Genomic DNA, 13,000 nt, shown 5'->3' on the forward strand with positions numbered 1-13,000 from the left:
GATATAATCATGAAGGGATTCATACCTATGAATCGAACCTAGTGATGTAAAAAAAGTGTCTAACTTATTGACATACGAGCATTTGAATCGTCATCCGCTTCACGGAATCGTAAAGCAAGCGATGGGTTGGCCACTTCTTGAATGGCTTTCAAACCATCTTGGAAAATCTGGTTCAATTCCTTGTTCAACTCGACCTGATCAATCTTTTCCTTTGACAACTGCAAAGCGTAATCGACAAGTTGCTTTTGGTCAGCTAAGGAATCTGGATCAACGTTTTTAACATTATCAAAGTCATGCTTTTTCGCTTGAGCAGCATCTTGCAACTTCAAGAAGGTCTGCTTCTTGTCAGCTTGGGTAGCCGGACGATAGTCATAAGCCAACTTTGGCAAGGCAACATCACGAATCAGCTGCTTACCACGGCTCAGGGCATTGGCTAAGTCATCCTTCTTTTCAGCCTTCTTTAAGTCGTCCAATGAAACAGTCAACAATTGCTTTAGCAAACGAATCTGATCATTCAATGAATGGTCGTCGACGTGCACGACATGCTCGAATTCGGTCCGTCGGCTGAGCGCAAGGTCCTTCAACTTCTTTTCGGCCTTAGCACGTTCTTCTTCAGTAACCGCCTTTTGGCCCTCGTTAACTGCTGGATCTGAAACGCCTTCGATAGCCGTAAGACCATCGCGGAACGCCTTATCAAGAGCACCTGCTGTTTCAGCCTTTGCGACATCCTTCAGGGCATCGGCCAAACGTTGGTCAACTTCCTTCTTTTGGGCGATAACACTGTCTACCTCGGCACCATCAAGGTCATCAAAGCCATTCTTCTTATCTTGAGCCTTCTTGTTCAAACGCTCAACGGCGTTTTCACGGCTGCTTGGTGAGGCGGCTTGATAAGCTGGGTCCATTTCAGGATCGGCAATACTATCAATCTTTGAAAGGCCTTCAGTAAGCACACGGTTCAATTCAGCAACGTTTGCCGCCTTATCAATACCAGTATTGGCATCTGAGACAACGTCTTGGAGCAATTGACTTTGTTGCGCAAGGGACTTCGATTCAACGTGCTCAATCGCAGCCATGGCCTCTTGCTTTTGCTTTGATGCATCCGCAATTTTATCCTTTGCTGACTGACGAGCCTCAGCCGTTGGCACTTGATATTCTAAGGCAATCATTGGGTCCGCGATACTTTGCAATTCAGCAATTGCCTTATCCAAGCTCTCCTGTAATTCCTTCTTGAAGTGTGCCTGTTCGAAGGCTTCGTTTGAACGGATGATCAACTGGTCAACTTGACTCTTTTGTTCCAAAAGGGACTTTGCGTCAACGTGTTCAATCTTTTCAAAAGCAGCCTTCTTTTCATCGGCCATCTTCTTCAACGTCTTCTTTGCCTGTTGCTGATCTTCCTTTGTGACAAGGCTCTTATCGATTGCCTTCTTTGGTGCCTCAATCGTCCGTAAGCGCAGCAACCCTTCTGTCAAAAGCTGATCCATCTTGGTCTTGGCACGGCAAGCTTGAATCTGGTTTGCATAATCAGCAAAGAGGTCATCAACGGCCTTCTTTTGCTTTGCCAATGATTCAGGGTCAACGTTTTCAATCTTGTCGAATTGACTCTTCTTAAGCCAACAACCCAAACGGAGGTTGGTCACGGCGTTATCACGCTTATCACGTGACAAGTAAGTGTTTTGGATGGCTTCAATTCCACGGGCCGCTTCTCGTTCGATTGCTTCAAGAATCTCATTGTTATCCAAAGACGAACGTGTCATTCGATGCTTTGGTGCGTGAACAATAAAGCGCTTGGTTTCATCTTGAATGGCTTCAATCCGCTTTTCGATATCGTTTCGTTGTTCGTCGAAAAGGTCATCGGCATCCATCACCAAAACGTTGTTCATGAGCGGCTTCATGAATCTTCTTAATGGTTAACTGACGTGCCGACTTCAGAACGGCTTGGTCGATTGCCTCTTCAAGGCCTGCCTCACCCTGGATACTTCCAGCGCTCTTAAGGGTCTCAAAGACCACTTGATCAATTTCTTCGTTTATCTGTTGCTTTTCAAGTGAAGCATTTGATTCAACCAAAAGGTTGTCGAGACGGTGCAGGTAATCCACGAGGGACTTGTCCGCCACCTTTGGTTGCAAATTCGTAATCGTCTTACGAATCAAGACCAGGTGCTTTTGAATGTTTTCATAAGCATCCCGACGCTTTGGTTCACTTCGTTTAATAAGTCTTCGTTTAGTTGCATCACGGAAACAGAAGTTGGACGAAGCGCAATAACAGAACCATCGCGCAACTTCATTTGACCAGTGTAATAAACCGTAAACGGACGGTTGTAGATATCAAAGTCGGCCTTCCGCGTCTTTTGTCCTTCTGGGTCAACGGACTTGACGAATTTCAACCCCTTTACTTCATCCGTTGGGTGGGAGCCGTCATGGTCAAGCAAAACGTCTCCGGTGAAGTAATCGATAACACGGTCAAAGCGGGCGTGCATGTTGTAGAACTTTTCGCCAACGCCCAAAGTGATGTTTCGGTGGTCTAAATCAGCACCAGGCAAAACATGTTCTTCCCCCTTCACTTCGCGCCACTCGGCAACGGATGACCAAACATTTTTCGTATTCAACTTGTGCAACTTATCAAACGGTGAAATGTAGGCACGCCAAGTCTTAACTGACTCCGTCCTCATCTCGTTGTCGTACATCTTGTTGCGGTCAATGACAATATCACGACCCAAGTCACCGTTTGGATAGAATTCGTTTTTCTTTGAAAGCATGGCTTCCGCATCAAGTGAGTTCAATCGCATGGCCAAGCGACCGTCGGGTGCTGGTGGCAACTGACCACGGGTCAACACCTTAAACGGACTGTTATCGGCGTATCCACGTATGGCGCGACTCTGTGCTGAACCAGTACCAAGAAGTGCCTTCATTTCTTGTGATGACAAATTACCAGGGAACTGATCGAGGTCAAAGTTCAGGTAACCGTAGGCACCACCAACGATGTTTCCACCCCAAGACAAAGCGTTCATGAAGAACTTTGTCACCAAAATCTTCGCTTGGATGTAACGGGAAGTGAAGTCCTTTAGTTCGGAACCACGAACAAGGAAGTACATCCCACGAGGGTCTTCTTTGATGTTTGTCTTAATGTCATTTGGATACAGCGTGATTGGGTAGAAAGGACTATCCAGTCCGCGGATGCTGTAGTTGGTTCCCTGCTGTTCGTTCACTTGATCAAGCACAATGGATAGCAAGTAATCCACGGCTGAACCAGCGTAACCTGAAATCGGGATACCAATTGAAGCTGAAATAACATCGTCCAACCCAGGAATTCGAGTGATGACCTGGTCCGCGCTCAGGTTGATATTGAAGTCCATCTGAGCACCGAACTTGGTCTTTTCAAGTGACAGGGTCTTCACGAAATCATTGGGATTTGTTCCTTCTGGCGCCTCCATTCGGAGGTAGATTCCGTACTGACCATTGTCATATTGGTTGTTCAAATAGTTTGGCATAATGCCGTCCGTAAAGATGTTCGTCACGGATTGCATCATGCGGTGGAACTGCGCGAAGAAGAAACTTGGACTCAAAACAGAGCCGTTTGAGGATTGCACCGTTGCGTAGAATGGGAATCCACCGGAGTAAACCAGCGTGTTGGTTTCTGGACGGTAAGACGCAGTCGTTCCGCGGTAAGGCGTTCCAACGTAGGAAATCAGGTTATCGGCAACCTTTCGAACAAAGGACTTGTCGGTAATCAAGCGCATGGAAGAAACGTTCGAATAATCGTTTTGCTTGCTTCCTAAACCAAAGAAACGGTATTCGGGCAGTCCAAAATGTAATACACCTGGCTGCTTCACGTAATCCTTGGTCTCGTCCAACTTCGCATCACCTGGGTGTGAAAAGTTTGGAAGGAAGCCACCCAAGCTGTTGACCAACTCCTCGTAAGAAGAGGTCTTTGTAGCCTTGTAGAGTGGTGCCAGCGGGTTATTCTTGACGTTCTTTACTTCCTTGTCGTACTGGGCCTGAACGCCTGCTGCCACCTGCTTTAAGATTTCATCTGCAATCTTCTTCAACTCGTTTCGGGTGGCATCGTCAACCAAGAAATCAGTCTTTGGGAAGAGCGCTTGATTCTTTTGGAAGGCAGCTCCGAGCTGCTTGATGACGTCTTCTTCGTTCTTATCCAGGGCAGACTTCTCGTCTGTTAATTTGTCATTCATCTTGTCGTCTGTCGCTCTTACCTCAGATTGCTGGTCCTTCTCCTTCAAATTGGCGTTGTCACCCTGATTGGTTGACGCTTCCTTTTGCTTTTGAAGTTGTCATTGACCGGCGCATCGGAAGAAATAGCAGCAGAAGAGCGCGTTTCTTCTGCTTGCGTCGTCGGACTGAATTGTTCACTTCCACTGGTCTTTTGCTGGCTAACAGCGCCTTTATCAGCGTTAACCAAGTTGTGACGATTTGCGAGTTCGCCCATCCCCGTTGAAAGAAAGACCGAAGAGGCAATGAGCCAGGTCTTCTTCGATTGAGCAATGGACATCAAATTATTTTTCTTTGTCATATGTTCATCCTTCTTAATTACTGTTTGTTTAACAACTACAGAAATTATAAGGGTAAACTTTTAAAAATAGCAAGTATTTTTTACTTTATAAAAAGAAGTTATACATTAACAATCAAAATGCTACGATAAAATAATACATTTTCCTAATTTTTGTATATTATAATCTTTCAAATCTTTCAAAAGTCAAACCCGTACCATGCCGTTTTTTAGCAAATAAAAAAAGATTGCCGAGGCAATCTTTCTAAAATCAGCCAATTCGCACGAATTCGACTTTGGAATAAATTTATTTCTTAGAAGTTGGCTTCGCCCAGTATTGGAAGTAGTCAACACGCAACTGACCGTTATACAACTTACGCTTTTTTGTCGCTTTTTGACCATAGGCCTTTTCGAAGGACAAGTCCGACGTCAAGATGTACTTTGACCAGTGCTTCAATGGTTTGTAGAGGATTCCCATCGTCTTGTAAAGCTCTTCAGCGGCTTCCAACTCACCCATTCGTTCACCATAAGGCGGGTTTGAAACCAAGACGCCGGATTCCTCTTCTGGGTACCAGTCAGCCAAATCCATGTGTTCAAAGGTAATGTCTTGTGACAAACCAGCGTGCTTGGCGTTTTCTTGCGCAATCTTCACCATACGAGAATCAACATCGTAACCCTTGATGTTCAATTCTGAGTCGTAATCGGCCTGGTCTTCGGCTTCGTCACGAATGGTGTCCGAGAGTTCGCTGTCGAACCAATCCATCTTTTCGATGTCAAAGGAACGGGTCAAACCAGGTGCCAAGTTACGACCAATCAAAGCTGCTTCAATCGGCAAGGTTCCAGAACCACAGGTCGGATCAACGAATGGCATGTCCTTCTTCCAGTTCGTCAAAAGAATCAAGGCAGCCGCGAAGTTTTCCTTCAAAGGCGCCGGTCCTTTTTCGACACGGTAACCGCGCTTGAACAAAGATGGTCCCGTCGTGTCCAAGGTCAACATGACCTGATCCTTGTTAATCATCACTTCGAGTTGGGCAAAGAAGCCGTTTTCAGGCAAGCGCGTACGCACGTGGTAGGCTTCTTGCAGCTTCTCGACGATGGCCTTCTTCGTAATGGACTGCACGTCAGGGACAGAGTGCAAAACGGAGTTACGTGAACGTCCGGCAACTGGGAACTCTGAATCATAGTTCAGGTAGTCTTCCACTGGCAGGGCCTTGATGCCTTGGAAGAGTTCCTCGAAGCTCTTGGCTTCAAATGAACCAACCACAATCTTCACACAGTCGGCCGTCCGCAACCAGATGTTGGCACGGAGAATGTCGGCCTGCGTTCCTTCAAAGAAGACGCGGTAGTTATCGACGCGAACGTCGTAACCCATGTTTTTCAATTCTTGACCAACCACTGATTCAAGACCAGCGGCGACCGTCACCATAAGGGTGTATTTCTTTTCCATGATTTTCCTTTATAATAAAGCTATTATGAACGTATTTAACTTCTTTTCTTTAACCACATTCTTCAATACCAATACTAAGCTTTATGCCCAGCTAGGTAAAGAGCGCACCGACTTTGCCCCCATCACCGGCCTGCGCTTCGTGGAAGACGACAGCCAAATCGGTTTGGTCATCGATCCCAAGGGAAAAGCACTGACACTCGAGCAAGTGCAAACCCGACTTTCACAGGTTGGCCAAAAGGCACAGCTCTTTTGCTTAGTCGAGCAAGCGCCCCGCCCCGTTCTTGGCTTTCACCAAGACGAAAGTGGTGTTTTAGTCTTAAAATAAGAAAGCGTCGCTTGGATTTATCATCCGAGCGACTTTTCTTTTGTCTTAAAACTGGTCAAATTTAAAGTTTGGTACCTTTGGCTTGGGGCCAGCGCTCTTCTGATCTTGTCCTTGTGTGCGCTTTTGGTAACGACTGTTACCGGTTTGGTAGCTCACGGCACGACGCTTCTCGTTAGCCATTTGAACCGCCTGAGGAGACGTCAAGTTATCGCGCTTCCAGTTGACCAAAATAGCCTCGATGTAGCGCAGTGAACGGGCGTTGTTCGCCACGGCCTCCTGAATGGCCAGGGTCATCATGTTTGGATCAAAATGATCTTGGTCAAACCACTGGTTGACGGTTTGCATCTCCATTGGTGACAAGGCACGGCCAAATTCACCCTGCAAAATTTTCATCACTTCGCGACGGGATTGTTGACCGGTTGAAACCACACGGTTATCAACCTGAGCACCCTTCCCTTCGATTAACTTTTCGTAGAGCGGCGCAAAGTCGAAAAATTCTTGGCGAGCGCCAATGCTTTGAACGTTGACCAAGCCCTTTTTCATCATATTTTGAATTCGCGTGGAGATGGCCTTTTCGGTCACTTTCATCGCGGAGGCAATTAATGCTGGGCTTGCCATGTCCCCTTGGCTTTGCAGGCGGTTAATTTGAATGAAGATGACGAGGTCATCGTTATCCAATCCAAGATCTTGGTAATGAATCAGCACTTGATTATAGACGGTCGTTTGACCGGCCATAATTAATTCTTTCACCTGATCGTTCATGAAAACTCCTCATAGGTCAAAAGCGCCCACTAAAAATGGGCGCTTTTAACATAACTATTGCTAATAAAACTTATGGACGCAAACGGTGCATCATACGTGGGAATGGGATGGCTTCACGAATGTGTTCTTCTCCGGTAACGAAGGTAACCATACGTTCCAAACCAAGACCGAATCCTGAGTGAGGAACTGAACCGAACTTACGCAAGTCCAAGTACCAGTTGTAGTCTTCCAGGCTTTGGCCTTCTTCTTCGATACGTTGCTTCAAGTAGTCGTAGTCCGTATCACGTTCTGAACCACCGATGATTTCACCGTAACCTTCAGGCGCAAGCAAATCGGCAGAAACAACAACGTCTTCACGTTCTGGGTGACGCTTCATGTAAAAGGCCTTGATTGCCTTAGGGAAGTTCACGATGAAGACAGGCTTTGAGAAGTGGTTAGCCAAGAAGGTTTCTTCTGGAGAACCGAAGTCCACACCCCATTCAACGTCGAAGCCGTTGTCTTGCAACAACTTGATGGCGTCATCGTATGAGACACGAGGGAATGGCAACTTGGTGTATGACTTCAGCAATTCCTTGTCACGTCCAAGCAAGTCCAATTCCTGTTCGTTTTGTTCCAAAACCTTTTCGATCAAGAAGGCCACGTAGCGTTCTTGCAATTCGAGGGAAGCGTCTTGGTCGTAGAAGGCCATTTCTGGTTCAATCATCCAGAATTCAGTCAAGTGACGACGCGTCTTTGACTTCTCAGCACGGAAGGCAGGTCCGAAAGTGAAGACCTTTGAGAAGGCCATTGCACCGGATTCGGCGTAAAGCTGACCAGTCTGTGACAAGTAAGCGTCTTGACCGAAGTAGTCCGTTTCGAACAATTCCGTCGTACCTTCTGGTGCTGAACCAGTAAGCAAAGGCGCATCCAACTTGATGAAGCCTTCCTTGTTGAAGAATTCGTATGTGGCAGCAATCAACGTGTTACGGATCTTCAAAGTGGCGAATGGTTTGATGTGACGGAGGTACAAGTGACGTTCGTCAAACAAGAATTCCGTTCCGTGTTCCTTTGGCGTGATTGGGTAATCGTGTGATTCACCAATCACTTGAATGTCAGAAACCTTCATTTCGTAACCGAACTTTGAACGTTTGTCTTGGTTGATAACACCCGTTACGTACATTGAAGATTCTTGCTTCAACTCCTTAGCCGTTTCGAAGAGTTTTTCTGAAACGTCAGCCTTGGCAACAACGGCTTGGAAGAAGGCCGTACCGTCGCGCAATTGCAAGAAGGCCATCTTTCCGGAACCACGCTTATTACGCAACCAAGCACCGATTTTAACGGTTTGACCCACGTATTGTGGTGCGTCTTTAATTTGAATCGTTGGAATCGTTTGTTCTGTCATCTTGTTGTCGGGGCTAACCCCCGCCTCCTTTTAAATTTTTACTATGTATGACTGAGTACAGTCGAATTAAGCATTGTGAATAAAGTGTTCGATGCGGTCCAAGGCCTTGTCCAAGGAAGCTTGGTCCTTGGCGTAAGACAGGCGCAAATAGCCGGGCATGCCGAAGCCTTCACCGGCTGGAAGAGCAACGTATTCGTCGTCTAAAAGCTTTTCGGCAAAGGCCGCAGAAGAGTCGAGCTTCATCTTTTGAAGCAACCAGTCTTCGATCTGGATGAAGAAGTAGAAGGCACCCTCGGGCTTTTCAGCTAACTTGATGCCGTCGATTTTTTCAATCCGTTCAAAAGTCGAATTCAAACGCCCCTCGAATTTCCTTCTCATCTCCTCCACCACGCTCTGGTCGCCGGAAACGGCTTCCAGAGCCGCGGCTTGCGAAACAGCTGACGGGTTTGAGGTCATATGACCTAGCACCTTGTTCATGTTTTGGATCACTGTCTCATCGGCAATCGCCCATCCCATGCGCCATCCGGTCATGGAGTAGGATTTGGAAACCCCATCCACGACGATGATACGGGAACCGGCGATGGCCTTCAGAGACAAAGCGCTTGTAAACACCGCGTTGTTATACACCAGGCGACCGTAGATTTCGTCCACGATGATGAAAGATCCGTGCTCTAAAGCCCAGTCGAGCAACGCTTGAACTTCGTCTTTGGTGTACAAAATACCGGACGGGTTCGTCGGATTATTCAGAATAATCAACTTAGGCGTTTGCTTTAACTGGTTCAAGGCACCTACAGTCAGCTTACCAGCAGAGCTGTCGTCTGAAAAGGCCTCAAAGAGCCCACCAGCTAAATTGACCTGTTCGGCATATGACACCCAGTAAGGCTTGGCTGAAACGACCAAGTCACCAGGATTGACCAAGATTTGGACCAGGGCGTACAACGCCATCTTGGCACCGGACGTGACCGTTACCTGATTGGCCGTAATGGCCTGGCCGGTCAACTTCTTGGCCAAGTTGGCAATTCCTGATCGAAGTTCAGGCGTCCCGCCGACTGGCGTGTAAAAGGACGTCTTGCCAGACTCGATGGCCGAAATGGCAGCCTGGGCGATGTTTTTTGGCGTTACAAAGTCTGGTTCACCGGTTCCAAGGTTAATCACGTCATAACCAGCACTCGCCATTTCCTTAGCCTTCTTTGAGACGGCTAAAGTGGCGGATGGCTGAACCTTTTGTGACCGCTCTGTAAACTCTTCTTCTGCTAACATACTGCTCCTAGATTCCGTTCACGGCACGGTAAACCGTACCCGTCTTGTAATCCATCGTGAGGTAGTTCAGGCTACCGCCCTCGTCCTTGTAGGAAATCTCCCATACCAAAGTGTTTTGGTATTCAGACAAATTAGCGGAATAAATCTTTTTCGCCTGGTACTCGTCGCTCTCTAAGCGGGCCTTTAGTTGCTTTGGCGTGATGCCATCCCCGTAGTCAAAGACTTTCACGTTCTTGTCCTTGCCGTGGATGATGGCCACCTTTTGCTTGCCGGCTTCGGTCCCGAGAACGGCGTAGGTTGAACCGTCACGGTAGTCGACCGTCATGTCGTGCAGGTTTTGAAGCTTGGTCTTTTGTCGAACCACCGCTTGCACGTTGCTTTCGGCCTTGGCCATTGGACGGAGGGCTAAGTAGGCGTAGAACGCTAACGCAGCACCAATCACTACCAAAAAGGCGACAACAATCGCGATGAACTTTGACCAGGAAAATTTCTTTGGTCGGGCCATGTTGACCCGTAAGTTGTCATGAATTTCCATGGAAACCTCTTCAAGTTCGCTATACTGTTCACTATTATAGCAAAAAACGAACCCTTTCGCCGGGAAATTCTAAGCCAGCACATCGGCATCTTTGACCCCTATTAATCCGCTTTGCGTGCTGGTTAAGTCCGACCCGCACCAGGCTTTTCTCACCTACCCCACAAAACCCAGTAAACGCCCCGCGCCACGCTTTTAAGCGAAGAAGCAGCCTTTCAACCATTCCCGAACCAACTTCTCTCCATCCAGAGGCATTCCTCGTCGGCCTCCCTTGGTTTTGACTTTCAGTGCAAAAGAAAAAAGACAGGAAGCCTGTCTTTTATCTCATCGTTCTTATTTTTCAAAAGCGCTTTTCTTCATCACTTTTCGATTTGGATTCTTGACGGCAAGGTGGCCGCTCAAACTCTTTAGCTGACCCTGACTAAGAGGTGAAAGCAAAAGGGAGTGAGCGTCTTTTTGTAAGGCCATCGTTAATTGAAGCAAATCGTCTTCGTCCGCCCAGCGGTTGGCCCTTGGAATAAAGGCCACTTCTGGAACAGGCACGTTTTGTTCGAAGAGTGCATCGAAGTAGTCTTGGTCGACAACGAGGATGGACTTGTCCTCCCCGGATGATTGCCAAGCCGCCTTCTTTAACGGCGCGGAAACATCCTGACCATATGTGACGTACTCTTCTCCGTACTTCGCTGAAAGCTTGTAGTACCAGTGGCGAAGACTGGACTCATCCTCCGTAATGACGAGGATGTGATCCCGGTTGGCCTCAAACAAGGAAAGCAACTGCTTGTCCTCGTTTTTGTCCGTGCTCAGGATGGTCTTTAGCTTCGTTTCGTTCTGCAGGGTCTTTGACTCCTCTGGAAGAAAGACACCGCGTGGCACTGACTGCAGGAAGGATTCGACGCCTTCTGGATAGTAGCTGGCCACTGTCAAAAGCTGGCTGACCTGCTTAATGAAGTAGCGGCGGTAAATCTTTTCTTCGTCGACTTCAAAGACGATTTCTTGCTGCCCCTTCTCGTCGTCAATCTTCCAAAAGGACTTCTTGATGACTTCTTGGTGGGCAGCGAGGAATGCGAGCTTGCTGCGTTTTTGCACGAGCTCGTAGTCGGCAATGCGGGTGTTCAAACCGGCCTTTTCAACCAGTTCCATGATGGAAAGCAAGCGGTCCAAGATGGCTTTTCCAGCCTTCAAGGCGTCCTTTTCCGTCAGGTTCTGATCAATCTTTCGGCAGGCAACCGACCAGTTGTGAAGCGCCACTTGGAAGCGTCCCCGTGATTTTGCGGGAAGCTGTGCCGCCTGATCGGCGATCTTAGCCACCTGGTCTTGGTAGAAGCCAAGCGGCAAGGTCAAGCCAACGGCGTCTTGGAAGGCTTCCTTGATGCCCATTGGCTTTTCCAAAATAACGCCTGGCTTATCCGCACGGTTCTGGGCGTTTTCGAGCTTCTTGCCCCAGGCAAAGAAGTTCTCGTAGGTTGTCAGGACAACGTCGGCCTTTGAAGCAATGGCAAAGGCTGTTTTGAAGACCTTCGAATTTTCGTCGGCGGCAACCGCCTTCAATTCCGAGTGGGAACGAAGGCCGCGTGGTAGCTCGGCGAAGGAAGCGGTTGGCGTTTCAGACAGCCAAACCAGAATCTGGGCCTGCCAGAAACTGGCACCGTCCTCCTTTGCCCGCTTGAGTGAAGCACGGAACTTCGTGTCGTCTAAGTAACCTTCCGGCTGGTAGAGCGAGGCGTAGTTGATCATGTGCTTTGGCAGGCGCTCACAGATGTTTTGGAGCATCTTCTTTTGGTGAACGATGAGGACGAGGTCATCGGTGATTAACCAGGTGGCCTTGTTTCGCTTCTGGAAGAAGAGTGGGAATAAGTAGGCCCCCGTCTTCTTCAGGCGTGGTGGCGTCGTAAGAACGGTCACCTCTTTTTGCGAACGAGCCAACAGGTCGTTTGTCGTATTCATCACTTCGTTGCGCTGTTCATCGATGTCCAGGTCAGGACCAATCATGGCCCGTTTTCCGTCCGTCGAACGAGGATAAGGCGTCTTCTTTTCGCCCTCCTTTGGCTTTTCGCGCTTGTGCTTTGGTACTTCGTGATTGAACTTCTTCAACGCTCCTTCGGCAACCTCTTCAAAGATACCCTTGGACTTCATGGCCATCTTTAAGAACTCTTGACTCTCACGAAGAAGTCCCCAGTCCAAGGACATTAAGGAACGCTTGGTCTTTTCTGGTAAGGCCTGCGCCTTTTGCCAGATGGCAAGCATCAAGTGGGCCGTTGCTTCGGCATCCGCGTTTGCCCGGTGGGCTTGCACGAGTGGCAAATCTAAGTAGGCCGTCAAATCAGAAAGACGGTAACCCGGTGCCGTTGGGAACATAATTTGCGCTAGTTGAACGGTATCCAAGGCCTTCAAATTCATCGGTTCCAGGCCAACGCGTTCGAACTCAGCGTTCAAATATGGGAGGTCAAAATTCACGTTGTGGGCAACAAAAACCTGCCCCTTTAAAAGCGCCTGTAAGGACGGCGCAATCTCTTCGAAAAACGGTGCATCCTGGACATCCTTTGGTGAAATATGCGTCAACTGCTGAATCTTTTTGTCGATCGGCTGCGCTGGATTCACAAAGGAGTCGAAGTGCTCCACGATTTTTTTATTTTTAACAAAGGTCATCCCGATTTGAATAATCCGGCCTCCGTTCTCAACAGAAGGCGAGGTCGTCTCCAAATCGACGATGACAAAGGCGGCTGATTCTTTCATCAGGACTCCTTCCATCGCATTCGGTAGTTGCTGTCAAAGTCAAATTCGCACTGGACAAA

Annotated in this window: 11 protein-coding genes; 1 reads left to right on the forward strand and 10 read right to left on the reverse strand. The window is 48.0% G+C overall.

Annotated elements, in window-relative coordinates; translation table 11 throughout:
- Window positions 1–59: 59 nt before the first annotated feature.
- From G6R29_RS05540 to G6R29_RS05560, 5 genes are all read right to left on the reverse strand, one after another.
- A complete protein-coding gene (locus tag G6R29_RS05540; RefSeq protein WP_213809364.1) occupies window positions 60–1,892 on the reverse strand; it encodes a DUF1542 domain-containing protein in 1,833 nt (610 codons plus the stop codon).
- Window positions 1,849–2,148 (reverse strand): hypothetical protein, encoded by a 300-nt coding sequence (locus G6R29_RS05545; protein ID WP_213809365.1) that lies wholly within the window; start codon window positions 2,146–2,148, stop codon window positions 1,849–1,851. The genes G6R29_RS05540 and G6R29_RS05545 overlap by 44 nt, the downstream gene beginning before the upstream one ends.
- Entirely contained in the window at window positions 2,145–4,187 is a 2,043-nt protein-coding gene (locus G6R29_RS05550; protein ID WP_213809366.1) for a hypothetical protein, read from the reverse strand. The genes G6R29_RS05545 and G6R29_RS05550 overlap by 4 nt, the downstream gene beginning before the upstream one ends.
- A 44-nt stretch (window positions 4,188–4,231) precedes the next feature.
- Complete coding sequence (locus tag G6R29_RS05555; RefSeq protein ID WP_213809367.1) at window positions 4,232–4,525, reverse strand: hypothetical protein; 294 nt, start codon at window positions 4,523–4,525, stop codon at window positions 4,232–4,234.
- Window positions 4,526–4,808: 283 nt separating this feature from the next.
- Window positions 4,809–5,948, reverse strand: a complete 1,140-nt coding sequence (locus G6R29_RS05560; RefSeq protein ID WP_213809368.1) for a THUMP domain-containing class I SAM-dependent RNA methyltransferase — start codon at window positions 5,946–5,948, stop codon at window positions 4,809–4,811.
- Between the two features lie 25 nt (window positions 5,949–5,973).
- Here G6R29_RS05560 and G6R29_RS05565 point away from each other — a divergent pair, with 25 nt between their 5' ends.
- Entirely contained in the window at window positions 5,974–6,273 is a 300-nt protein-coding gene (locus tag G6R29_RS05565; protein ID WP_213809369.1) for a hypothetical protein, read from the forward strand.
- 45 nt (window positions 6,274–6,318) lie between these two features.
- Here the strand turns inward: G6R29_RS05565 and G6R29_RS05570 are convergent, their stop codons facing one another.
- From G6R29_RS05570 to G6R29_RS05590, 5 genes are all read right to left on the reverse strand, one after another.
- Entirely contained in the window at window positions 6,319–7,035 is a 717-nt protein-coding gene (locus tag G6R29_RS05570; RefSeq protein WP_213809370.1) for a DnaD domain-containing protein, read from the reverse strand.
- Between the two features lie 70 nt (window positions 7,036–7,105).
- The gene (gene asnS / locus G6R29_RS05575) at window positions 7,106–8,416 is read right to left on the reverse strand and encodes an asparagine--tRNA ligase (RefSeq protein ID WP_213809371.1); all 1,311 of its coding nucleotides are present in this window, start codon (window positions 8,414–8,416) and stop codon (window positions 7,106–7,108) included.
- A gap of 66 nt (window positions 8,417–8,482) precedes the next feature.
- Window positions 8,483–9,676, reverse strand: coding sequence for a pyridoxal phosphate-dependent aminotransferase (locus G6R29_RS05580; RefSeq protein ID WP_213809372.1), 1,194 nt, complete (start codon window positions 9,674–9,676; stop codon window positions 8,483–8,485).
- A gap of 7 nt (window positions 9,677–9,683) precedes the next feature.
- Window positions 9,684–10,211: a hypothetical protein gene (locus G6R29_RS05585; protein ID WP_213809373.1), complete on the reverse strand. Its 528-nt coding sequence runs from the start codon at window positions 10,209–10,211 to the stop codon at window positions 9,684–9,686.
- Between the two features lie 330 nt (window positions 10,212–10,541).
- Window positions 10,542–12,941, reverse strand: coding sequence for an exonuclease domain-containing protein (locus G6R29_RS05590; protein ID WP_213809374.1), 2,400 nt, complete (start codon window positions 12,939–12,941; stop codon window positions 10,542–10,544).
- Window positions 12,942–13,000 lie beyond the last annotated feature (59 nt).

The organism is Fructobacillus broussonetiae (assembly GCF_018437275.1).
Classification (GTDB): Bacteria; Bacillota; Bacilli; order Lactobacillales; family Lactobacillaceae; genus Fructobacillus; species Fructobacillus broussonetiae.